The following is a 23,011-nucleotide window of genomic DNA, read 5'->3' as shown; positions in this document are numbered from 1 at the left end:
CTGGCACAGCATTCATTTCCGCTACCATAGCGCGCGGCAAAGCCGACCACCAAGTGGGCGCGGCGCCACACTGTGGACAGCAGATGCAAAAACCCGGACCTTGCGGTCCGGGTTTTGTGAATTCCCAGCAGGTATGCCCTGGCGCCTTCAGGCGACGGCCCCGATGCGGGCGCGCATCAGGCCGATGCTGTCGAGGTCCGCCTGCTCGCGGGCGTTCTCCTCGGCGCGTTCGCGGGCCTGGTCGCGCTCGTCGAGCAGCTCGACCTTCTTCAGCTCTTCGAAGGCCTCGGCCAGCGCGGCCTTGGCTTCGTCGAGCTGGCCCTTGAGTTCGTCCGCCGAGCGAGTCAGGTTCTCGCGGCGCTGGATCGCGGCCTTGGCATAGGTCGGATAGGCGAAATGCGAGGGATCGTTGATCCCGGCGCGCTCCTGCTCGGTCTGGATCTCGCGCTCGAGATCGACCGACATCCGCTGGAAGTCAGCGATCATGGTCTCGATCTGGGTGACGCGGCGGCGCTTCTCGTCGACCTGAAACTTCTTCAGGCGGATGAGGGTATCTCGTGACTTCATCGACTCGTACTCCCCAGAAGTCCCCTAGCTGCGCGTGGGACAACACCGGTCTGCCCACAGGCCCAATTTGGGCCAAGACCGGCTCTGCTACTCTGTGGGATCGGATGATGACGCGACAAAGTTAGCGTTCCGTTTCCAAATCACCGAGGATTTGCGCCAACTGGCGATAGCCGTCCGCCAGTGATGCATTTTCGTCCTTGCGCTGGCGCAGGAAGGCCTCGAGCGGCTCGTGCAGGCGGATCGCCTCGTCGACCTCCGGGCTGGAGCCGGCCCGGTAGGCCCCTAACCGGATCAACTCCTCCATGTCGGCATAGGTCGCCATCACCTGGCGCGCCCGCTGGATGATCGGCCAGAACTGCGGATCGGCCGATTTCGGCATGGTGCGGGAGACGGATTTGAGGATGTTGATGGCGGGGTAGCGGCCGCGCTCGGCGATCGAGCGCTGCATCACGATATGGCCGTCGAGGATGCCGCGCACCGCATCCGCGATCGGCTCGTTATGGTCGTCGCCGTCGACCAGCACCGTGAAGATCGCGGTGATGGCGCCCGCGCCCAGGCCCGGCCCAGCGCGTTCCAGCAGCTTCGGCAGTTCGGTGAATACTGTCGGCGTATAGCCCTTGGCGGTCGGCGGCTCGCCGGCGGAGAGGCCGATCTCGCGCTGCGCCATCGCAAAGCGCGTCACCGAGTCCATCAGGCAGAGGACATCCTTGTCCTCGTCGCGAAAATATTCGGCGACCGCGAGCGTCAGATACGCCGCCTGGCGGCGCATCAGCGCCGGCTCGTCGGAGGTCGCGACCACGACGACGGAACGCGCGAGGCCCTCCTCGCCGAGATCGTCCTGCAAGAACTCCTGCACCTCGCGGCCGCGTTCGCCGATCAGCCCGATGACGCTGACCGCGGCATCGACGTTGCGCGCGAGCATCGAGAGCAGCACCGATTTGCCGACGCCGGAGCCTGCGAAGATGCCCATGCGCTGGCCGCGGCAGCAGGTGAGGAAGGTGTTCATCGCGCGCACGCCGAGATCGAGCGGGCTGCCGACGCGCTTGCGCGAATGCGCCGGCGGCGGTGAATTGCGGTACGGCATCGGCGAGGAACCCTGCGGCAGCGGCCCCTTGCCGTCGATCGGCTCGCCCAGTGCGTTGACGACGCGGCCGAGCCAGGCCGACGACGGCCGCACTTGATTTGCGGCATTGGCGATCACCGCCTTGCAACCGCGGCGCACGCCGTCGAGACCGGCGAACGGCATCACGACGGCGTTGTTGCCGGAGAAGCCGATCACCTCACAAGGAATGGACCGGTTGGCGCCGGTCTCGATCACGAGCCGTGCGCCGACCGACATCGCATGGATGGGTCCGGCGACCTCGACCATCAGGCCGCGCACGCCGACCACGCGGCCATAAATGTTGACGCCGTCGATGTCACCGATCTGTTCGGCCAAAGCCTTCATAAGGTGTGCGCCTTCATGATTTGGCCCTCACCGTGGAAACCTTAAGTTTCGCCATATTTCTGAACGGCGCTTAACTTCGTGTTTACCCGCATCATTAATCATTGCGTCACTGTCTTTGTGACTGAGCGTGACTCCCCTTCAGAAGAAGGCTGAGTCGCGGGAGTCGGTTAGCGCCGTCTCTTAAAGTGGAGCTTGAACGGAATCGGGTGACGAAAGCTGCTTCGCGCGCAAGACCTTAGGGCGATTCGACAAAAATTGCACCGGGGGGACTTGCGTTCCAGAATCAGGATTTGTTAACCATCTGTCGTCAGGATCCGAATCAGTTGTTCAAAGGCGTTTTGTTGAGTGCCGCGAATGCGGCCGACCTGACGCCCGGGAGCGGCGACTATGGGGAACTGGCATGCGCGTTTTGCTGATTGAAGATGACAGCGCCGTCGCGCAGTCGATCGAGCTGATGCTGAAGTCGGAGAGCTTCAACGTCTACACGACCGATTTGGGGGAAGAAGGCGTCGATCTCGGTAAGTTATACGATTACGACATTATTCTCCTCGACCTCAACCTGCCCGACATGTCCGGTTACGACGTGCTCAAGCAGCTGCGGGTCTCCAAGATCAAGACACCGATTCTGATCCTCTCCGGCCTCGCCGGCATCGAGGACAAGGTCAAGGGTCTCGGCGTCGGCGCCGACGACTACATGACCAAGCCCTTCCACAAGGACGAGCTGGTGGCCCGCATCCACGCGATCGTGCGCCGCTCCAAAGGCCATGCCCAGTCGGTCATCCAGACCGGCGATCTCGTTGTCAACCTCGACACCAAGACGGTGGAAGTCGGCGGCCAGCGCGTGCATCTGACCGGCAAGGAATATCAGATGCTGGAGCTGCTTTCGCTCCGCAAGGGCACGACCCTCACCAAGGAAATGTTCCTCAACCACCTCTATGGCGGCATGGATGAGCCCGAGTTGAAGATCATCGACGTCTTCATCTGCAAGCTCCGCAAGAAGCTGGCCAACGCCTCCGAAGGCCGCAACTTCATCGAGACCGTATGGGGCCGCGGCTACGTGCTGCGCGAGCCGCACGAGGCCGACGAGCGCATCCCCGCCTGATCTCAGGGTTATGTCGCGAGCCCATGGGGCTCGCTCCTTCCAGCCTCGACCCCGCCGCAAATGGCGGGGTTTTGTTTTTTGGGACGCTTCATCCGAAGCTTAATCTTTGAACCGCTATCCTCCCGAGGCCGACGAATGGTCGCTGCACGACGGGGGAACGATGATCCTGCAATCACTTGCCGGCCTGCCCGCCTTCCTGGTCTATTTCTGCACCGGCCTGACCGCCATCATGGCGTATCTGTTCGTCTATACACGCATCACCCCGCACAACGAGTTTCAGCTGATCCGCGACAACGAGCCGGCCGCGGCGATCGCGCTCGGCCTCAGTCTGCTCGGCTTCGTGGCGCCGCTGGTCAGCGCCATCGCGCATTCGGCCAACGTGCTGGACTGCATGGTCTGGGCGATCATCGCGCTGATCGTGCAGATCATCGTGCTGTTTCTCGTCAAGGTGCCGGTGCCGAACCTGTCGGCGCGGATCGCCGCCGGCGAGCTCGCGCCCGCGATCTGGCTCGGGCTGTCCTCGTTCGCGGCAGGCCTCCTGAACGCGGCCTGCATGATCTACTGAGATGGCCGACAAACCCGCCAAAAAGGATTTCGGCAAGCGCCGGCCGCCCGCTGAGCCGCCGCCTCCGCGGCCGCCGGTGAAGCGCTCCGGCCATGTCGCGCTGCTGGTGATGGGCACGATCGCGGTCGGCACCACTGCCTACACGCTGATGCCGCGCCAGACCTGCGAACCCTCCCCCGGAGCCGTGCCGGAGCAGACGACAACGACGTGCACGAGCAGCAGCAGCAGTTCGGCAGGCGGCAGCGGCGGCTCGCGCGGGTCGTCGCGCTCAAGCTTCTTCAGCGCCGATTCATCGAGCCACTCCCCGTCGAGCACGTCGTCGGATTCAGGCTCGAGCAGCGTGAGCCGCGGCGGCTTCGGCTCGTTCGGCCATGGCTTTTCCGGCGGCGGCTGAACCATGCAACGCATTGCCTGCCTCGAGCGCGACGATTGGCGAGAGACCGCAGCGCGATACGGCTTCGCCTTCCACACCATTAACGGCGAGCGCTATTGGGACGAGCGCGCCTATTACGCCTTCACGCTTGACGAGATCGAGCGCGGCATCGAGACGCCGACCGGCGAGATCGACGCAATGTGCCTGGAACTCGCCGGCCGCGTCATCGGCGATGAGCGCTATTTGCGGCGTTTGAAGATCCCGGAAGCGTTCTGGAGCTTCATCGCCGAAAGCTGGAAGCGCGACGACCGCAGCCTCTACGGCCGGCTCGACTTGAAGTTCGACGGCCAAGGTCCGGCAAAGCTGCTCGAATACAATGCGGATACGCCGACCTCGATCTTCGAGGCCGCCGTGTTTCAATGGACCTGGCTCGAGCAGGCGATCGAACGCCGCATCATCCCGTCGCGCGCCGATCAGTTCAACTCGATCCACGAGCGGCTGATCGCGGCATGGACGGAGATCGCTGCTGGCCGCCATGTTCACCTCACCGGCGTGACCGGGAACGACGAAGACGCCGGCACGCTGGCTTATCTCGAGGACACCGCACGCCAGGCAGGGCTCTCGACCAGGCTGCTCGACATCGAGGAGGTCGGCTGGCGCGATGCGCCCGGCGGCTTCATCGATCTCGACAATGACGATATCGCGCTCGCCTTCAAGCTCTATCCCTGGGAATGGATGTTCCAGGATGCCTTCGGTGCGAAGCTCGCGAGCGCAGCGACACGCTGGCTTGAGCCGCCATGGAAGGCGGTGCTCTCCAACAAGGGAATCCTGCCGCTGCTCTGGGAGATGTTTCCAAATCATCCCAATCTGCTGCCTGCCTTCTTCGAAGATGATCCGCGTGCCGCTGAGCTTGCGACTTCTTATGTGCGCAAGCCGCTGCTGTCGCGCGAAGGCGCCAATGTCACGCTGATCTCCGGCGGCATGCCGCTCGACGAGGAGGCGGGCCCCTATGGCGCTGAAGGTTTCATACGCCAGGCGTTGTCGCCGCTGCCGAATTTCTCAGGCAACTATCCGGTGATCGGAAGCTGGCTGGTGAACCACGTGCCGTGCGGCCTGTCGATCCGCGAGGACGAGAGCCCGATCACAGGCAACCGCTCGCGCTTCCTTCCTCATGCGATTTTGTGAAGTGCGCTCGCGACCTCATCGGCAAAGGCGCGCGAGCGCGAGTTTCGCGTGCCGGCCTAAAGCGCGATAGATTTGGATGAATCATTATCGCGCTTCAGGTTGTTGTTTGAGCATGATCTCTTCGGAAAACCGCTGCGCACTTTTCCGGATCATGCTCTACGGGGTCTTGACGATAAATCTTCCGTCGTACAGGCCGGCGCCCTTGAACCCACTTTGCACGCTCTCGAAGCCGCCCGTGCCCGTCGCGTTTGCGTACGTTCCGGTGCCCGACAAAATCGTATACTCGCCCTTTGCCTTTCCGTCCTTGACCGCGCCGGTGTAGCGCGCCGTGATCGAGGAGCCATCGTCGAAGGTGTAGGTGCTGTAGCCGAATATCGGTCCTGAGCCCTTGAGCAAGTCGGAGGAATTGACGAAGTCCTTCACGGCGATACGGCCGTCCTTGAAGAAGGCAACGCCGAACATCTTGCCGGACATGACTGTCTGTCCTTCGACATTCGCGACTTCAGTGACCTTGACGTCCACCGGCTTGGTGACGAGCTTGAATTCGAGCACCTGCTCGCCAGCAAGAGCGGTCGCGGGCAACGAGAGCGTCGCCAACAGGAAATAAGAGGCACAAGACATTCGCATGGTATGCCCTCCTCAAAATAGGTCATGATGTCGAACGAATTCCCGCCTCGGTCCGGCGGGACGATCGGGACCATAACACAACCGCCAGATGCTGATGAGGGTCGCGATCGCGTCGCATCACAGCGCGCGTTCTGCTGCGCGGTAGCGGAGTAATCTGCGCTGCTCAATTGCTGGTGATGCGTCACGCGCAAATGGAGGCGCCGGCAAGTACTGCCGGTCATCCGCAACAACGTCGCTCACTCCGATCGCCGCGCGGCAAATCACCTCGCCGCGGCAACCTTCAGCGGCTGCGGCATCAATCCGCCCATCGGACGGCCGGAGCGCGCGGGATTGAGCTGATAGAGACCGCGGCGCTCGGTGATGGGACGGAATGCATCGGTGATGCCGACAACGGATTCGGCGGCGCCAAGCAGCAGCGTGCCGTCGGCTTCCAACCCCTTCGCCATCCGCTCGAAGATCACCGCCTTGGTGTCCTGGTCGAAATAGATCAGCACGTTGCGGCAGAAGATCACGTCGAACGTGCCGAGATGGGAGAAGTCCTGCAACAAGTTGAGCTGGCGGAACTGCACCATGGCGCGGATGTCGGCGTTGAGCTGCCAGAGCTCGCCAACTTGCGTGAAGTACTTCATCAGGTGCTGGATCGGCAGGCCGCGCTGCACCTCGAACTGGCTGTAGACGCCGGCCTTGGATTTCTCCAGCACCTCCTGCGAAAGGTCGGTGGCGATGATCTCGATGCGCCAGCCGGCCAGAGCCGCGCCCATCTCCTTCACGCACATCGCGATCGAATAGGGCTCCTGCCCCGTCGAGGACGCCGCCGACCAGATACGCAAAGACTTGCGCGCCGCGCGCGCCTGGATCAGGCCCGGCAGGATGGTTTCGCGCAAATGATCGAACGGGATCTTGTCGCGGTAGAAGAAGGTCTCGTTGGTGGTCATCGCTTCGACCACGTCGGTCGCAAGCCGGCCGTCGCCGTTCCTGATCTTCAGCACGAGATCGGGAATGCCTGATAGACTTGCCTTGCGCGCGAGCGGCAGCAAGCGGCTCTCCACCAGATACTGCTTGTCGGCGGAGAGATCGAGGCCGGAGCGCTCTTTCAGGAACTTGCGCAGATAATCGTAATCTGCGGGCGTCACGAGCGGTCTCCCGCAAACAGGCGGTTGACCTTGGCGCCGATCTGGTTGAGCGGCAGGATCGCCGCGCAGATGCCCGCATTGGCAGCCGCGCCCGGCATGCCCCAGACCACGCTGGAGGCTTCGTCCTGCGCGATCACGCTGCCGCCGGCCGCGACGATGTCCTTGCCGCCGCGCATGCCGTCCGAGCCCATGCCCGTCAGAATCACCGAGAGAATGCCGCCGTGCCAGATGTCGATGGCGGAGGTGAACAACGGATCGACCGCGGGCTTGCAGAAATTGACGGCCGGCCCCGTCATCGAGCGCGATCGCGACGTCCGCACCGCTGCGCGCGACTCGCATGTGCTTGCCGCCGGGCGCCAGATAAATCCGTCCCGGCTTCACCGGCTCGCCATCGACCGCCTCGGCTGCCGGCCGGCGGCTCGAACGCGCCAGATGCTCGGCGAGAATGGTGGTGAAGGTCGGCGGCATGTGCTGGGTGATCAGCACCGGGAAGCGGTCGATCACCGAGCCAAGCTCGGTGACGAGCGCCATCAGCGCTTGCGGGCCGCCGGTCGAGGAGCCGATCAGCAGCACCTTCGGAACCTGAGTCGAGAACGGGCGTGTCGACAGCGCTCCTGACGACGGCGCATGCACGGTCGGCGCCGGCGCAGCAGGCCGCGCAACGATAGGTCCGCGTGCGGCCGGAGCCGGGCTCGCGGGCGCCAGCGGCGGGCTCGCAATGGCGGTCTTGCGGCGCAGCCGCGCGCCGAGGTGACGGATCTTCTGGATCAGGTCATGATGAAAGATGTCCGCGGCCTGCGCCTCGCGCGTCGATTCCGGTTTCGGAATGTAGTCGGCCGCGCCGAGCGACAGCGCCTTGAAGCTGATCTCCGCGTTGCGGCGGGTCAGGGTCGAAGCCATGATGATGACGAGGTCGCGCTTCTTTGCCAGCAGTCGCGGCAGCGCCGATAGGCCGTCGAGCTCGGGCATTTCGATGTCGAGCACGGCAACGTCGGGATTGATGCGTTCGAGCTGGTTGACCGCCTCGAGTCCGGTGCGCAAGGAGGCTGCGACCTCCATGTCGTGCTCGGCACCGATCCAGCGCGAGATCAGACCGCGGATGACGACGGAATCGTCGACGATCATCACCCGCAGCGGCCCGGCTTCGCGCGAGGGACCCGTGGTCGAATTACCTGCGAACGCAACACTCATTACTCACCAACTCAGACTGAAACGGTTCAGTTGAAACAATCGCCGAAGGATCCGTTCAGCCTCCGGGCGTTCGCTCAGATCAGGCCGACTTCCTGGAATTTCGCCGTCACGATGTCCTTGTCGAACGGCTTCATGATGTACTCGTTGGCGCCGGCGTGCAGCGCGCGCGCGATATGCGCGACGTCGTTCTCGGTGGTGCAGAACACCACCTTCGGCTGGTCGCCGCCCGGCATGCGCCTCAGGTGGCCGAGGAATTCGTAGCCGTCCATCACGGGCATGTTCCAGTCGAGCAGCACCGCATCGGGCAGACCGCGCTTGCAGGCCTCCAGCGCCTTCTCACCGTCTTCGGCTTCGAGGATCTGGAAGTCGAGGCCCTCCAGGATCCGGCGCGCAACCTTGCGGATGACGCTGGAATCATCAACGACGAGACAAGTTCGCATGTGAACCTCTGCTTCCTCCCCCTTTGCCGGGGGCACTTCCGATTGCAAGTCGTTGGCGGCGCTTGCTGCCGTATCAGGCCGCCATCATCTCGGGCGCGAGCTCGAGCACGCGGTCGACGTCGAGGACGACCATGAGCTGGCCCTCGAGACGGTGGACGCCGCCGGCGAGCTTGGCCATGCGGGGATCGAGGTTGACGGGGTTTTCCTCCTTGCCGTCCTCGGGCAGGCGCAGCACCTCGCCGATCTGGTCGATCAGAAGGCCGTAGGATTCACCGCGCAGATCGACGCCGACCGCCATCGGCGCCTTGCCGTCCTCGGCCTTGGGCAGGCCGAGACGGGCGCGCATGTCGATCACGGTGACGATGCGGCCGCGCAGGTTCAACACGCCCGCGATCTCGCGGGAGGCGAGCGGCACGCGGGTGACGCGCTCGGGCATGAACACGTCCTGGACGCGCGAGATCGGCAGGCCGAACAGCTGGCCGCCGATCATCGCGGTGACGTATTCGACCATGGCGCCTTCGGCGGACTGGGTCTTCTTGCTCATTGGCGAACTCCTCGTCCCGTTCCTTAGGTTTTGAGCATGATCTGATCGGAAAACCGCTTCACACTTTTCCGGATCATGCTCTAGGCCGCTGCCCGGCTCAGCTCGGAGGCGCCGGCCGCGCCCGCGGTCTGCTCCTTCAGCGCCGCGATCAGGCCGGGACGGTCGAACTTGGCGACATAGTCGTGGAAGCCGGCCTGCCGGCCGCGCTCGATCGCCGCCGGCGACACCAGCGCCGACAGGCCGATGATCGGCGTGGCCGCGAGGTTGTTGTCGGAGCGGATCACTTCCGCGAACTCGAACCCGTTCATGTCAGGCATCTCGATGTCGGTCAGGATCACGTCGAAGCTTTGCGCGCGCAGGGCAGCGAGGCCCTCCTGCGCGGTCGGCGCGGTGCGGACGCGGTAGCCGGCCGCCTTCAGCACGGGCGCCAGCATGTTGCGGAAGAAGGCGCTGTCGTCGACCAGCAGCACCGACTGCGAATGCATCGACGGCTTCATCTCCTTGCGGGTGAACCAGTCGGCGAACGCCATCGGCAGGAAGTGGCCGACGTCGATCACTTCGGTGGCCTGGCCCTTGATCACGGCCGAGCCGAGAATGCCGGAGGAGGAGCCGCCGACCTCGATGTTGAGCCGTTCCTCGACGATGTCGATGATCTCGTCGACGACGAGGCCCATGGAGCGGCCGTCGTCGGCGAACACCAGGATCGGCTGGGCGCCCTGGCTCGCGATGGTGACGCTCTCCATGGCGACCAGCGGCATCAGCTGCTCGCGGTACTGCACCATGTAGCGGCCGTTGGAGAACTCGATCTTGTCGGCGGGCAGCTCTTCCAGGCGCGTGACGAGGCCAAGCGGGACCGCCTTGGGCTGCGACGAGCCGGCGCGGAACACCAGCAGCGAGGTGGTCTGCTCGCCCGAGCCGACGTGATGGCCGGCGGCCTCGTCGGCCATGTCATGGGCCGAGGAGCCGGAGGCGCCGAGCGCTTTGGCGATGCCGTTGGGGTCGATGATCATGATGACGGCGCCGTCGCCCAAAATGGTGTTGCCGGAGAACATGTCGATGTGGCGCAGCTTCGTCGACATCGGCTTGACCACGATCTCTTCGGTGTGGAACACGCCGTCGACGACGATGCCGAAGGTCTGGCTGCCCACTTGCGTCACCACGATGAAGCCGTTCTCGGGATCGGAGGCCGCGCCGTCGTCGATCTTGAGCAGCTTCTTGAGATGGATCAGCGGCAGGAGCTTGTTGCGCAGGCGCAGCACCGCGGTGTCCTTGATGCGCTCGATGCGGTGCTCGGAGTTGGCGCGGGCGCGGACCAGCTCGACCACCGAGAGCTGCGGGATCGCAAAGCGGTCGCCGGCAGCTTCCACGATCAGCGCGGAGACGATGGCGAGGGTCAGCGGGATCTTGATGGTGACGGAGGAGCCTTCGCCGGCCACCGACTTGATGTCGATGGTGCCGCCGATCTGGTCGATATTGGTGCGGACCACGTCCATGCCGACGCCGCGGCCGGAGACCGAGGTGACGGCGGCCGCGGTGGAAAACCCCGGCGCGAAGATGAACTTGTGAATCTGCGCTTCGCTCATCTTCTCGAGCTCGGCCTCGGTGACGAGACCGGACGAGAGCGCCTTGGCCTTGATCTTCTCGGTGTTGAGGCCTCTTCCGTTGTCGGCGATGCAGATGATGATGTGGCCGCCCTCGTGGTAGGCGGACAGGCGAATGGTGCCCTGCTCGCCCTTGCCGCTCGCCAAGCGCTCGGCGGGGGTCTCGAGGCCGTGATCGGCGGAGTTGCGCACCATGTGGGTGAGCGGGTCCTTGATCAGGTCGAGCACCTGGCGGTCAAGCTCGGTGTCGGCGCCGTGCATCTCCAATTCGATCTGCTTGCCGAGTTCGCTGGAGAGGTCGCGGACGATGCGGGGCAGCTTCTGCCAGGCGTTGCCGATCGGCTGCATGCGCGTCTTCATGACGCCTTCCTGCAGCTCGGCGGTGACGTTGGAGAGGCGCTGCAGCGGCACCTTGAACTCGGTGTCCTCGTTGCGGCGGGAGATCTCCAAAAGCTGGTTGCGGGTCAAGACCAGCTCGGAGACCATGGTCATCAAATGCTCCAGCGTATCCACGTTGACGCGGATCGACTGGTTGGCGACGCGGTCGCCCTCGCCGGCACTCTCGTCGGCCATCGACTTCTTCGGCGCGGCCTTCTCCTTGGCGGGCTTGGCGGTTTCCTTGGCCTGCTTCGCTGCTTGCTTGGCGGCAGGCGCTTCGGCAGCCGGCGCGGGCTCGGCCTTGGCCACCGGGGCGGGGACCGGCGCTTCGATCGCGGTCTCGCGGAAGGCGCGCTCGAGCTCGTCGAGCGAGACTTCGCCCGGACGCAGCGGACGCTCCAGCGTCTGCTCGACCAGCGAGCCGGTGGTCATCTCTTTTGCCGGGGCCGGCTTGGCTTCGGCACCAGGTGCGTCCGGCACCAGCGGCGGCGCTTCGGCAAAAGGAGCAGAGCTTCCCGCGGCCGGCATCGGCTGCGCCGAGCCTGACGCGATCGGCAAAGCCGACGCTGACATCGCCGCCATGCCCTGCTCGACCATCGCTTCCAGCTTGTCGATGAGATCGCGGTCGTTGCCCTCGGGCTCGGCTTCGGTCGCCTCGAGGCCGGCGAGGATCTCCTTGATGCGGTCGATCGAGGACAGGATCACCGTCACGGCCTGCCCGGTTACCGGCATGCCGTCGCGGAATTTGCCCATCAGGGTCTCGCCGGCATGCGCCAGCGCTTCGAGCCGCGGCAGGCCGAGGAAGCCGCAGGTGCCCTTGATGGTGTGGACCAGGCGGAAGATGTTATCCAGGATCTTGGCGTTGTTCGGCTCCTGCTCGAACTTCACCAGCTGATTGTCAACGGTGTCCAGGCTCTCGCTGGTCTCCGTCAAGAACTCCCGCAACAGATCATCCATGAAAACAGGCCTTCATACAGCGAGGGCGCGCACGCGGCGTGATGCGCCATTTCGGAATGAGGCCAGCTTCACCGCAAAGCGTTTAATAATGGTTGAGTATGTGCAAAAGAACGGAACCAACAAAGAGATAAGGCGCTCCGGACAAGCCGAAGCGCCTCGTCAAGATTGGATTAACGCTTCAGGCCCGATGGGCGCGTTTACGAAGCGGTAACGATGATGGCTTCGCCTTCCGGCGCGAGCTTCACGCTGAGCCCGCAGGCCTCTGCGAGCAGGCGCGTGTAATAAGGCTGGATCGCGTGCGCATCCGCGGCAGGTCCCCGCTCGCCGCTCAGGAGCTCGGAGATGTTCTGCGGCAGGCGCGCATTGTGTCCGGTCGCGGTGATGCGGAAGCTCATGGTCTCGCCCTCGCCGATCGGATCGACCGTCAGCATGCCGCCGCGTGGAATCGTATGCTGGGCGACGACCAGCATGTTGAGCAGCAGCTTGACGCGGTTCTTCGGCAGCAGGAGCCGCGGCAGATTCCACGTGATCGCGCACTTGCCATCCTCGATGTGGCCGCGCGCCATGGTCTGGGCGTCGCCGAGGTCGATCTGCGCACCGGACGAGCCGGCTGCGCCGAAGGCGAGACGACAGAACTGGAGGCGGGCGGAGGCCGTCTTGGCGCTCTTGCGAATGAGGTCGAGCGCGAATTCGCGATCTTCCGGCTTGGGATCGTCGTCAAGCACTTCGAGTCCGTTGACGATGGCGCCGACGGGACTGATGAGATCGTGGCAGACCCGCGAGCACAGCAGCGCGGCGAGTTCGAGCATATCGGGAGCAGTAGCGGTCGCGGGCGACGAGGCGTCAGACATATAAAGGGGTCCTGGAGGGTTCCTGGAATTGCGCGGCGCTGGACGCCGCGAATCACGCATGCTTGACGGATGCTGCGGGTTCTAACATTCGCCAGCCCGTGGCAGCTAGCTTGCGATAGGCTCGAAGCGGCCATAAAGGGCTGCGGGCGAATCAGGTGAAGAGGGGCGAGATTTGCCGATGAATGAGGCATGCAGGTGAACATCATCGACGCCGAGGCCGCGGCCGAATTGATGGAGCCGCTCACCGCGCTGGTGGTGAAGGCGGGCGAGGCAATTCTCGCTGTCAATCGTGCGGCGATGCGGATCGAGGGCAAGAAGGACGGCTCGCCGGTGACCGAGGCCGACCTTGCCGCCGACCGCATCATCGCGGACGGCCTGGCGCAGCTTGCGCGGGATGTCCCGACGCTCTCGGAGGAGCGGACCCAGCTCGCCGCACCGCGGTTTCAAGGCAGCTTCTTTCTGATCGATCCGCTCGACGGCACCAAGGAGTTCGTCGCCGGCCGCGACGAGTTCACCGTCAACCTCGCCCTCGTGACTGAAGGCGTGCCGTTGCTGGGCATCGTCAGCGCGCCCGCGCTGGGGCTGCTCTGGCGCGGCATCGTGGGCCGCGGCGCCGAGCGCGTCAGGTTCAACGGCGCCAACATCGTTGCCGCTGAACCGATCCGCACCCGCAAGCTGCCGAAGCCGGGCGAGCCTTGGGTCGCGGCGGTGAGCCGCTCGCATGGCGATCCCGCGAGCGAGGCGTTCATCGCTGGCCGGCCCAATTTTGTGAGATTGACGTGTGGCTCGGCCGTGAAGTTCGGCCGGATCGCCGAGGGCAACGCCGACATCTATCCCCGCTTCGGGCCGACCTCGGAATGGGACGTCGGGGCCGGCTGCGCGGTCGTGACCGCCGCCGGCGGCAAGGTCACCGACGGCAAGGGCGGCGCGCTCCTTTTCGGCCAGCGCGGCGATACCGGCTTCATCATCCCGGACTTCATCGCCTGGGGGGACCCGCAGGCGGTAGGCAGCTACTGACCGGGCTTATCACTGGCTAAGCTTGTCCTGGAGCGCCGGCCAGCGCTTGCCGACCTCATAGAGGAAGCGTTCCGGATCGGCAGCGAAGGCGTCGCGATTGGCTTCCAGGCTGAACAGATAGAGCCGCTGCGCCGCGATCACGAAGAAGCGGGGATTGCCAGGGACGGTGACGCCGCGGGCGATGTCGGCGGGGTCATAGCCGCCGAACTGCGGGCCGTAGATCTCGGGATGGGCCAGGAAGGAGGCCCGGTTGCCCTCGTTCCGGAAGCGCCAGACCGCTCCCCAGAGGTTGGCCTCGAACTCCGCCGTCCCCTGCTCGGCGGTGCCGTCGACGAAATAACCGACGGGGTCGAAGCCCTCGATGGCGACGCCCGAGAAGCGGTTGACTACGATGCGCTCGGTCGTGGCCGCTTGCGCCGATGACCCCAAGCCCGAGAGCCAAATGCCCGCCAGCAAGCAGATCGCGAGCCCGATCAAGGCAATTCCGGGGCGCAAAGGGCTATCTTCCTGCCGTTGTGCCGTCATAGTTGCTGCGGATAACATCCGAGTCGAGGGGACATCCGGCGCAACCTAGAGCCGTGCCTGTTGGCGTCAGGTTAAGGAAGCGATCGGATTCGATAGCAGGGGTTTCTTTTATGACTTTCGCATCACGCCTTGCTGCGCTCGCGCTTGCCGCGATGGTGGGCTGGATCGTGCCGGCCTCCGCCCAGCAGGCGCCGCCGCCCAACCTGCCGCCGCCGCAGCGGGCCCCGACGCCCAACACCTACGGGCCGGACGAGCTGGTGACCGCCGGCCATCGCTTCTTCGGCAACGTCTCGCGCGGGCTCGCCTCGATCATCGAGAAGGCGGTCAGCCAATGGGGCCTGCCCAACGGCTATATCCTCGGCGAGGAAGGCTCCGGCGCCTTCGTCGCGGGCCTGCGCTACGGCGAAGGCACGCTCTACACCAAGAACGCCGGCGACCTCCGCGTCTACTGGCAGGGTCCGTCGCTCGGCTTCGACTGGGGCGGCGACGGCGCGCGCACGATGACGCTGGTCTACAACCTGCCCGCCACCAATGCGATCTACCAGCGCTTCGCCGGCATCGACGGCTCGGCCTATATCATCGGCGGCTTCGGCATGACCGCGCTCACCGCCAACAACATCGTGCTGGTGCCGATCCGCTCCGGCCTCGGCCTGCGGCTGGGCGCCAATATCGGCTATCTCAAATACACACCGCGCGCGACCTGGAACCCGTTCTAGGCCTCCCTCCCCGATCCAGTTCCGGATTCACGTTAACGACAGGGCGGGGCTGGCTTTTTGCCGGTCCGCCATGCATTGTCGTTGGTAAATTTTTCCTTAGCTCTCGGAGTTCTGGCCCATGGTCGAACCGATCATGTACCTGGCGATCGGTTTCCTGCTTTCGATGCTGTGCGGGCTGGCCATCGTGCCGCTGGTGCATAACCGCGCGGTGCGCCTGACCACGCGCCGGCTCGAGGCCGCCACCCCGCTGTCGATGGCCGAGATCCAGGCCGACAAGGACCAGCTGCGCGCCGAATTCGCGATGTCGGCGCGGCGGCTCGAGATGAGCGTCGAGCAGCTCAAGAACAAGACCACCAGCCAGCTCGCCGAGCTCGGCAAGAAGAGCGACGCCATCAACCGCATGAAGATCGAGCTCGGCGAAAAGAACGCCACGATCTTCGCGCTCGAGGCGCGCGAGAAGGCGGTGAAGGAGCAGCTTCGCGCCACCGAAGAGGAATTCAACGCCAAGACCGAATCCTTGCGGGCCGCCGAGCAGGCGCTGACCGACAAGCAAAGCGAGCTCGCGAAAATCACTTCCGAGCTGTCCGACCGTTCGATGATGGCGGAGAGCCGCCAGGTCGAGCTGGTCGCGGTGCGCGCCCAGATCGAAGAGCTCAAGAACCGCGTCGGCGATGCCGAGAAGGAATTTGCCGCAACCCAAGCGCGCCTCGCGCAGGAGCGCACCGAATCCGAGACCGCCTCGCGCGAGCTCGCCGATGCACGCGGCCGGGTCGAGAATCTGAGCCAGCGCGTCACCGAGCTCGATCGCCAGCTCCTGGTGCAGGTCAAGGAAGCCGAAATGCTGTCGGGCCGCGTCGCCGACCTCGAGGGACGGCTCGCCACGCAAGGCAAGCTGCTCGCCGAACGCGACTACGAGAACAACCAGCTGCGTCAGGCCAATGAGGCCTCCGAGCGCACCGTCAAGGAGCTGCGCGTCGAGATCGCGGCCTTGAGCGGCGGCAAGTCGTCGGCCGCGCTCGAATCGCTGCGCGCGGAAAAAACCGCGCTGGAGGAACAGCTCCGCACCGCGCGCGACGAGCGGGCAAAGCTGCAGCGCGACATCAACGCGATCCAGCAGCAGGCAGAAAGCTCCTGGGCCACCGAGCGGATGGAAAACGCGCTGCTGCGCGAGCGCATCAACGACATCGCCGCCGAGGTGGCCAAGCTCGCGATGCAGCTCGAAGGCCCGAACTCGCCGATCGAGGCGCTGCTCGCGGCCGAGGCCGGCCAGCCGCCGAAGCCGGCGCCGCGCCCGGCCAACGACGCCGCGAGCAATGGCACGCCGAGCCTGCCCGAGGGCGGTGGAACGCTCGCCGAACGCATCCGCGCGCTGCAGGCTCACGCCTCCCGCGCCCGCCAGCAGGGCGCGTAAGCGGGCCGAAACCCGGCCTTGCAGCCGGATTGCGCGACTGGCCGAGGTTTTCGCCCCCGCAGGGCACCTCGAAACTTGACACCTTCGGCCCACACTTCTAAATCGCGGGCTCCAATGCACCGGCCGGCCGCAAGTCCGGCCGCCTGCATGATGGTCCCGGGCGCATAGCTCAGCGGGAGAGCGTTCCCTTCACACGGGAGAGGTCCAAGGTTCGATCCCTTGTGCGCCCACCATCCATCTTCCTGAACCCCATCGGTTGCGGACGACCATCGACCATGGCGGCTTTTTGGGCTGCCTCGCCAAAAATCTCGAAAACAACCCCACGCACAGTAGGCCGACAGCAATCGGATCAAGGCGTTACGATTTTTCCGAATTTTTATTGACCCGTCGGGCAAAACAGGGGCATGATGGCAGGATCGGGACTGTCCCACGTGCCTTCATTGCGAGCGCAGCGAAGATCCAGAGTATGTCCGCGGAGGCAGACTGGATTTGCTTCGCTGCGCTCGCAATGACGGAGCATGACTGAGGCGGCGCCAGGTTGGGCACACGCCTCCAAGCTTTACGCACGCTCCCCGAGAGAAACCGTCTCATCCAAGCATCGGGCTTTGTTGCGCGGACATAGCGGAAACCATCGATATCAGAACAAGACGGCGGAAACGCATGGATCATGCGTCAGACGAATGCGACTGCTGCTGTCGATGGCGCGCTTTGCCGCGCAATCCTCAAGGAACCGGCAGGATGGCAGCGTCCGGAGAGAGGTAAGACACGGAGCCGAACGATGGAGAAAGTGAGCGACGAACAGTATCGGAAGCCGTGAGCGCGCGTTGTAGGGTGTCAGCAGAAACGCTTTCGAGGAGCAGCGCATGGCGACCATCTTCATCACCGGCAGCACCGACGGCCTCGGCCGGGCGGCGGCGCAATCGCTCGTCGATCAGGGACATCGCGTGGTGCTGCACGCGCGATCGGCGGGTCGCACTGGCGCGCTCGGCGAGCTCGCATCGCGTTCCGCCGGGATCGTGGTCGGCGACCTCGCGCGAGCCGCAGACGTGAGAAGCATCGCCGAACAGGTCAACGCGATCGGGCGCATGGATGCGGTCATCCACAATGCCGGCGTCTACACGCGGCCGGGCCGTGGCGCAACGCCGGAGGGCCATGCCGAAACGCTGGCCATCAACACGCTTGCGCCGTACATGCTGACGGCCCTGATCGAGCGGCCTCGCCGATTGGTGTATCTCAGCAGCGGATTGCACCGGGGTGGAGAGGGCTCGCTGGATGACCTCGACTGGACGAAGCGGTCGTGGGATTCGGCCAAGGCGTATGCCGAGAGCAAGCTGCACGTCGTCGCACTGGCCTTCGCGCTGGCACGACGCTGGCCCAAGGTCCTGAGCAACGCCGTCGATCCCGGATGGGTCCGCACCAAGATGGGCGGCGCGGGCGCGCCGGTCGATATCGACACCGGACAGCGGACCCAGGCCTGGCTGGCGGTGAGCGAGGATGCCGCGGCTCAGGTCAGCGGGCGCTATTGGCATCATCTCCAGCAGCAGCAGCCGGCAAGTGAGGCGAGCGATCCGGAATTTCAGGACGACCTCATTGAGAAGCTAGGCGGGCTGACCGGTGTGGAATTGCCGCAGGTCTGAGCGCGCGCCTCGTCCTTCGAGACGACCGCTTCCAGCGATCTCCTCAGGATGAGGTTCATCAGCATCGGTGCCCGCTGAAAGGGCTGCCGCGCACTCCCTCCTCATCCTGAGGAGCCCGCCCAAAAGCGGGCGTCTCGAAGGATGGTCGCAGCAAAGCCGCTTCCATATGCGACAACCCTGCCCACGAAAATCTGCGCACGACGCCCTACGCGATCGACAGGATTTCGATCTCCTGCGCGCCCGAACCCACGACGTCGCCGACCGCCTTTCCCATCAGCGACCTTGCGACCGGCGCGACGAACGAGATCGAACCCGCCTTCGGATCGGCTTCGTCCTCGCCGACGATGCGATAGGTCTGCACGCGGCCGTCAGCGCGGCTGAAGGTTACCGTGCTGCCGAAGGCGACCACATCTGATGACTCGGGCTTCGGAACAAGCTGTGCCGTGCGCAGCCGTTCGGTGAGATAGCGAACGTCGCGCAACGGCACCGCGGACTGCCGGCGCTTCTCGTTGACGTCCTCGATGGCCTGCGCAGCCTCATAGGCCTCGCGCGCCTCGGCAAGCTGCGTCTGCAACGCCTGCAAGCCGGCTTCCGTTACGAGATTGGGATGCGGCGAGATCGGGCGATCCGGCAATAGCGTCTCGGACGCGGTCTCGGCGCTTTCTTCCTTGGTAAAGGCGACGCTCAAATCGAAAATCCTGTCGAACTTGTCTGGCTGATCGCGGCGCGTTCGCGCCGCGGGCGATTTGCCAGATTATATCTCAAGTTCGACGAAACGACGGAGCTTGAACACGAGATCCGGCATGGCCTGGCGGAACCGTGTCGCGTTCTGGAAGCTGGTCGAGAACGGCGCGAAGGTGATCATGGCGTTCCAGTGGCGATAGCCGTAGACCGTGACCGAGGCGCCGGTTGCCGGAAAGTCTTCCAGCTTGCGCAGCTCGCCGAGCACGAGCTCGGCGATCGCTTCCGCGGGCAGCAATTGCTTGCCGTCCGCCGTCCTCGTGATTTTCGGAGGCGGCGCGACCGGCTCCGGCGCGATCGGTGCAGCCGCATCCTCGCGCTTGACCGGGGTCGCTTCGGGGACGATGGCGGCAATCCCATCGAATCCGTTCGACGGCGCGGTTGGCGGAACCTCCGCGAGCGGCGGCACAACGCTGTCCGCGCGCTTGTTGCCTCCCAGGATGCTGCTGATCATGGCCACAAGGCCAGCATCCTTCACGTCGTCGCTCATTCCTCCCCCCGGGATTCGGCCTACTCTATCATCGCTCGGGCAGGCCGCCACAAGGGATGCATCGCCCGATTCCGGCCGCTGGGACCACTGTGACGACGGCGCGACCCCAAGTCACGCTGCGCCGCCGCACAGGGGATCACTGCTTATCAAACGGAATATATCGCTGGTACTGCTTGGGCACCGAGCTGCGATAGCGCGCGGGAACCGTGCCGGTGTCGATCGAATGGTCGATCTCCTGCTGCCGCGTCATCTTCTTCTTGGCCGGCTTCTTCGAGGCGCTCTTCTTGGAGTCGGACGGCTGGCTGGCGGTGTCGGTGGTTGCGGCCGGCGTGGACGTTGTCGCGGCGGGCGCTGTCGTGGTCGACGGCGCAGCAGTGGTCGCGGGCGCCGCGGTTCCGTCCGCAGGCGCGTTCTGTGCCAACGCCAGCGGTGTTTGCGCAAGAATCGCCAGCGCTGCTGTCGCAGCCAGCAAATATGATTTTTGCATCAAAGCCTCCAAAATGTCCTGATCCGAACGAGACGAAGCGGCGGCTTCCCGGGGATCGGCGCGTGCAAGTCCGCACACGATAGGCACGAAGCCGGACGCCAACTGTGGCCGAGATCACATTGCTGACCGCGGCTCACGCCTCATCATAGACCCATGTCGAACGCAGTGCCCACTGCGCAGACCAAGACGGGCACGACAAAGTGTCGGCCAGGTCCCGGAACACAGATGGACCTTGCGGTTCCTCATCCACTCGTACTCGAAGGAGTTTGAAATGCGCCGCATGATTCTCACCCTCGCATCGTTCGCAGCCCTGAGCGCCGCGACCTTCCCGGCGTCCCAGGCTCACGCCGCAAACGACCGCTATTGCCTGCAAGGCCGCATCTGGGGCTATCCCGGCAATTGCCAGTTCGCGAGCTATCAGCAGTGCCAGGCCAGCGCATCCGGCACGTCGGCCTATTGCGGCATCAATCCGCGCTACGCATTCTCGCAGCAGCGCTATGACTGAGCGCATTGCGGCGGCGTGCGCACGAGGCGCGCGCCGCCACAATCTTCACGTGAAGACTTTCTGCTTCGCCGACAGTTCAGCGAACTCACGCACGCAAAGCCGCTTACGCCCGTCGATGACGAGAATGTTATCCCTCCTCGCTCCGGGATAAATTCGCAAAGCACGGCCAGAGCTTGCGCGCAACGCCCTCCCCCGGAACAGCATCGATGTCGCGAAGTGTGTGAAGCGACCGCTTGTGGCGCAAGAATCCCTGATCTAGCCTCACCTGCATATTACGTTACGAACAACTTTAACTTTAGTCTTTTTCGGTGTGACTTTTCAGGGAGGAATTTGAAATGAGCAGTCGCCACGCAATTCTTCCGCGCGGATTGAACAATATCCGTTCGCCGCTGTCGCAAGGCCGCTTCGGCCGCATGTTCCGCAAACCCAGCCTCACGCCGGCCACATTCGGCCTCACCGAAGCAGACAATATCGCCAACCTGTCGGCGCTCGCCGACAAGATGGTCGGTAGCTTCGATGCGCCGAAAGACGCGCCGGACGCGGAGGAGAGCGGCATTCCCGCGCTCTACACCTATTTCGGCCAGTTCGTCGATCACGACATCACCTTCGACCCGGTGAGTTCGCTGACCAAGCAGCAGGATCCCGACGGCCTGGTCGATTTCCGCACGCCGTCGTTCGATCTGGACAATCTCTACGGCCGTGGCCCGAGCGACCAGCCCTACATGTACGACGGCAAAAGGTTTCTGCTCGGCGAGAAGTTGACCGGTGCGGGCGTCCCCGATGCCAACGACCTGCCGCGCTTCAAGGGCCGCGCGCTGATCGGCGATCCCCGCAACGACGAGAACAGCATCGTCTCGCAGTTCCAGGGCCTGATGCTGCGCTTTCACAACCGCATGGTCGACGACAACGACAGCCTGTCGTTCGAGGAGGTGCAGCAGCGCGTCCGCTTCCACTATCAATATGTCGTGCTGAACGATTTCCTGCCGCGCATCGTCAAAGCCGACGTGCTGAACGCGCTGAAGACCGCGGGCCGCTACGACCGTAGCAAGCTCGCCCACTATCACTGGCACAACTACCCGTTCATGCCGGTGGAGTTCTCCGTCGCCGCCTACCGCCTCGGGCATTCCATGATCCGCCCGGGCTATCGGCTGAACGACGCGGACAACATGCTGCTGCAGATCTTCCCAGACCCCAACAATCCCGATCTCAATGCGCTGACCGGCTTCCGCGCCATGGGCCCGGGACGCGCCATCGACTGGGGCCGCTTCATCGACATCGACACGCGCCCCTATGGCGACGAGGACGACGAGAGCAATCCCGACAACAAGCGGCGGCTTCAGTTCGCCTATCGCATCGATACCTCGCTGGTCGATCCGCTGCGCAAGCTGCCGCCGGAAGTCGGCTCTAACCCGGCCTCGCTGGCGCTGCGCAATCTCGAGCGCGGTTGGCGGCTCAGCCTGCCCTCCGGCCAGGCCGTCGCCAGCGCGATGCAGCTGACGCCGCTGAGCGACGATGAGATCATCATCGGCAAGGCTGTCGACCACGCCGAAGCAGGCGATCCGCAAACCAGGATCGCAACCATCGCGAACGGCGTGTTTGCCGGCAATTGTCCGCTCTGGACCTATATCCTGGCCGAGGCGCGGCAGCAGCCCCCGACCGAGGTCACGATTCCCGTCTCCGGCGCCCCCCGCACTGTCAACACGCCGCAGCTCGGACCCGTGGGCGGCCGCATCGTCGCCGAGGTCTTCCTCGGCATGATGTTCGGCGACAGCTCCTCCGTGCTGTCGCTCGACCCGCAATGGACCCCGGTGACCGGCGCCGGCTTCGCACTGAAGGACCTCGTCGCCTACGCGCTGGGACAGGGCGATCCGCTGCATTGAGCCGCGAGGACGGTCATGCAGGGCCGCCCGCGTTGCGAGGGCGGCCTTGTCGTCTACTCGCGCCCCAAAGGGGGTAGGTGGACCGCGCGCCCTAAAGCGCGATGAGATCAGGATGAATCGTCATCGCGCTTTAGCTTGTTGTTTGCGCATGATCTTTTCGGAAAACCGCTGCGCACTTTTCCGGATCATGCTTTAGAAGCGCGATGAGATCAGGATGAATCGTCATCGCGCTTTAGCTTGTTGTTTGCGCATGATCTTTTCGGAAAACCGCTGCGCACTTTTCCGGATCATGCTTTAGGGCCGCGTCGATGCAACCAGAGCTCATTCCGGTTTAGAAGCCGCGTGGGTCGATCGAAGGATCAGCTCGAACGAGATAGTCGATCTCGCCCCTCGCAACCCCGATGTCCCTGAGCTCCAGGTCGCTCAGGTCCTCTAACGTCGCGCGCAAGGTCTGGCGGATACACCAAGCACAATAAGCGTCAAAATACCTCTTGAGAAAGTTTGGGGATCGCCGCGTCGCCGCGGACGTCTGCGCCGATCCGGCCGCAGTATAGATCGTGCTCATCGCTCTCTCCCGGGGAGGTGATTACCCACCGAGCGAACTTGCCAAGGCAGATCGGAGCGCGCTTGACACCGGGCTC

At 64.4% G+C, this 23,011-nt stretch carries 23 protein-coding genes, 1 tRNA gene and 1 pseudogene; 11 read left to right on the top strand and 14 right to left on the bottom strand.

The annotated features are described in order from the left end of the window. Positions 1–147: 147 nt before the first annotated feature. Together fliJ and fliI are read right to left on the bottom strand one after the other, a co-directional pair. Positions 148–567 (bottom strand): flagellar export protein FliJ, encoded by a 420-nt coding sequence (gene fliJ / locus ACVWY3_RS36500; RefSeq protein ID WP_011084990.1) that lies wholly within the window; start codon positions 565–567, stop codon positions 148–150. Positions 568–688: 121 nt separating this feature from the next. Further along, complete coding sequence (fliI, locus tag ACVWY3_RS36495) at positions 689–2,014, bottom strand: flagellar protein export ATPase FliI (RefSeq protein WP_456842771.1); 1,326 nt, start codon at positions 2,012–2,014, stop codon at positions 689–691. A gap of 400 nt (positions 2,015–2,414) precedes the next feature. Between fliI and ctrA the strand changes: the two genes are divergently transcribed. The 4 genes from ctrA (at position 2,415) to ACVWY3_RS36475 (ending at position 5,239) form a co-directional block, all read left to right on the top strand. Beyond that, positions 2,415–3,116 carry a response regulator transcription factor CtrA gene (gene ctrA, locus ACVWY3_RS36490; protein WP_016848562.1) on the top strand — a complete coding sequence of 234 codons (702 nt, stop codon included), beginning with the start codon at positions 2,415–2,417 and terminating at the stop codon, positions 3,114–3,116. Between the two features lie 160 nt (positions 3,117–3,276). Next, positions 3,277–3,681, top strand: a complete 405-nt coding sequence (locus tag ACVWY3_RS36485) for a DUF350 domain-containing protein (RefSeq protein ID WP_456843542.1) — start codon at positions 3,277–3,279, stop codon at positions 3,679–3,681. A 1-nt stretch (position 3,682) separates the two neighbouring features. Next, on the top strand, positions 3,683–4,075 hold the full coding sequence (locus ACVWY3_RS36480) for a hypothetical protein (protein ID WP_456842770.1): 393 nt from the start codon (positions 3,683–3,685) through the stop codon (positions 4,073–4,075). 3 nt (positions 4,076–4,078) lie between these two features. Further along, complete coding sequence (locus ACVWY3_RS36475) at positions 4,079–5,239, top strand: glutathionylspermidine synthase family protein (protein ID WP_456842769.1); 1,161 nt, start codon at positions 4,079–4,081, stop codon at positions 5,237–5,239. 156 nt (positions 5,240–5,395) lie between these two features. On the opposite strand, the gene ACVWY3_RS36470 is transcribed toward ACVWY3_RS36475, so the two are convergent. From ACVWY3_RS36470 to chpT, 7 genes and pseudogenes are all read right to left on the bottom strand, one after another. After that, on the bottom strand, positions 5,396–5,866 hold the full coding sequence (locus tag ACVWY3_RS36470) for a hypothetical protein (RefSeq protein WP_456842768.1): 471 nt from the start codon (positions 5,864–5,866) through the stop codon (positions 5,396–5,398). A 260-nt stretch (positions 5,867–6,126) separates the two neighbouring features. Beyond that, on the bottom strand, positions 6,127–6,999 hold the full coding sequence (locus tag ACVWY3_RS36465) for a CheR family methyltransferase (protein WP_456842767.1): 873 nt from the start codon (positions 6,997–6,999) through the stop codon (positions 6,127–6,129). Beyond that, positions 6,996–8,190: pseudogene (locus ACVWY3_RS36460) on the bottom strand (protein-glutamate methylesterase/protein-glutamine glutaminase). The gene ACVWY3_RS36465 and the pseudogene ACVWY3_RS36460 overlap by 4 nt, the downstream one beginning before the upstream one ends. A gap of 74 nt (positions 8,191–8,264) precedes the next feature. Next, entirely contained in the window at positions 8,265–8,630 is a 366-nt protein-coding gene (locus ACVWY3_RS36455) for a response regulator (RefSeq protein WP_007600538.1), read from the bottom strand. Between the two features lie 73 nt (positions 8,631–8,703). Then, positions 8,704–9,174, bottom strand: a complete 471-nt coding sequence (locus tag ACVWY3_RS36450; protein WP_456842766.1) for a chemotaxis protein CheW — start codon at positions 9,172–9,174, stop codon at positions 8,704–8,706. Positions 9,175–9,254: 80 nt separating this feature from the next. After that, the gene (locus tag ACVWY3_RS36445) at positions 9,255–12,110 is read right to left on the bottom strand and encodes a chemotaxis protein CheW (RefSeq protein ID WP_456842765.1); all 2,856 of its coding nucleotides are present in this window, start codon (positions 12,108–12,110) and stop codon (positions 9,255–9,257) included. A 197-nt stretch (positions 12,111–12,307) separates the two neighbouring features. Beyond that, a complete protein-coding gene (gene chpT / locus ACVWY3_RS36440; RefSeq protein WP_456842764.1) occupies positions 12,308–12,961 on the bottom strand; it encodes a histidine phosphotransferase ChpT in 654 nt (217 codons plus the stop codon). 189 nt (positions 12,962–13,150) lie between these two features. On the opposite strand from chpT, the gene ACVWY3_RS36435 reads away from it, so the two are divergent. Further along, positions 13,151–13,978: a 3'(2'),5'-bisphosphate nucleotidase CysQ family protein gene (locus ACVWY3_RS36435; protein WP_456842763.1), complete on the top strand. Its 828-nt coding sequence runs from the start codon at positions 13,151–13,153 to the stop codon at positions 13,976–13,978. Between the two features lie 9 nt (positions 13,979–13,987). Here ACVWY3_RS36435 and ACVWY3_RS36430 read toward each other — a convergent pair whose 3' ends face one another. Continuing rightward, entirely contained in the window at positions 13,988–14,473 is a 486-nt protein-coding gene (locus ACVWY3_RS36430; protein ID WP_456842762.1) for a YHS domain-containing (seleno)protein, read from the bottom strand. A 140-nt stretch (positions 14,474–14,613) separates the two neighbouring features. Between ACVWY3_RS36430 and ACVWY3_RS36425 the strand changes: the two genes are divergently transcribed. From ACVWY3_RS36425 to ACVWY3_RS36410, 4 genes are all read left to right on the top strand, one after another. Further along, positions 14,614–15,219 carry a DUF1134 domain-containing protein gene (locus tag ACVWY3_RS36425; protein ID WP_456842761.1) on the top strand — a complete coding sequence of 202 codons (606 nt, stop codon included), beginning with the start codon at positions 14,614–14,616 and terminating at the stop codon, positions 15,217–15,219. Positions 15,220–15,337: 118 nt separating this feature from the next. Continuing rightward, positions 15,338–16,630, top strand: coding sequence for a hypothetical protein (locus ACVWY3_RS36420; RefSeq protein WP_456842760.1), 1,293 nt, complete (start codon positions 15,338–15,340; stop codon positions 16,628–16,630). 158 nt (positions 16,631–16,788) lie between these two features. Then, positions 16,789–16,863: transfer RNA gene (locus tag ACVWY3_RS36415), tRNA-Val, on the top strand. A 630-nt stretch (positions 16,864–17,493) separates the two neighbouring features. Continuing rightward, a complete protein-coding gene (locus tag ACVWY3_RS36410) occupies positions 17,494–18,267 on the top strand; it encodes an SDR family NAD(P)-dependent oxidoreductase (protein ID WP_456842759.1) in 774 nt (257 codons plus the stop codon). Between the two features lie 205 nt (positions 18,268–18,472). Here the strand turns inward: ACVWY3_RS36410 and greA are convergent, their stop codons facing one another. From greA to ACVWY3_RS36395, 3 genes are all read right to left on the bottom strand, one after another. After that, a complete protein-coding gene (gene greA, locus ACVWY3_RS36405; RefSeq protein ID WP_456842758.1) occupies positions 18,473–18,955 on the bottom strand; it encodes a transcription elongation factor GreA in 483 nt (160 codons plus the stop codon). 66 nt (positions 18,956–19,021) lie between these two features. Beyond that, entirely contained in the window at positions 19,022–19,498 is a 477-nt protein-coding gene (locus ACVWY3_RS36400) for a hypothetical protein (RefSeq protein ID WP_456842757.1), read from the bottom strand. A 136-nt stretch (positions 19,499–19,634) separates the two neighbouring features. After that, positions 19,635–19,985 carry a hypothetical protein gene (locus ACVWY3_RS36395; protein ID WP_456842756.1) on the bottom strand — a complete coding sequence of 117 codons (351 nt, stop codon included), beginning with the start codon at positions 19,983–19,985 and terminating at the stop codon, positions 19,635–19,637. 271 nt (positions 19,986–20,256) lie between these two features. On the opposite strand from ACVWY3_RS36395, the gene ACVWY3_RS36390 reads away from it, so the two are divergent. Further along, positions 20,257–20,490 carry a DUF3551 domain-containing protein gene (locus ACVWY3_RS36390; RefSeq protein ID WP_456842755.1) on the top strand — a complete coding sequence of 78 codons (234 nt, stop codon included), beginning with the start codon at positions 20,257–20,259 and terminating at the stop codon, positions 20,488–20,490. Positions 20,491–20,825: 335 nt separating this feature from the next. Next, positions 20,826–22,370, top strand: coding sequence for a peroxidase family protein (locus tag ACVWY3_RS36385; RefSeq protein ID WP_456842754.1), 1,545 nt, complete (start codon positions 20,826–20,828; stop codon positions 22,368–22,370). 331 nt (positions 22,371–22,701) lie between these two features. On the opposite strand, the gene ACVWY3_RS36380 is transcribed toward ACVWY3_RS36385, so the two are convergent. Further along, positions 22,702–22,935, bottom strand: coding sequence for a DUF1127 domain-containing protein (locus tag ACVWY3_RS36380; RefSeq protein WP_456842753.1), 234 nt, complete (start codon positions 22,933–22,935; stop codon positions 22,702–22,704). Positions 22,936–23,011: the final 76 nt, after the last annotated feature.

It is taken from the genome of Bradyrhizobium sp. USDA 4486 (assembly GCF_054057995.1).
Note: the sequence above shows the minus strand (reverse complement) of the source record. Positions and strands in the feature narration are given on the sequence as shown.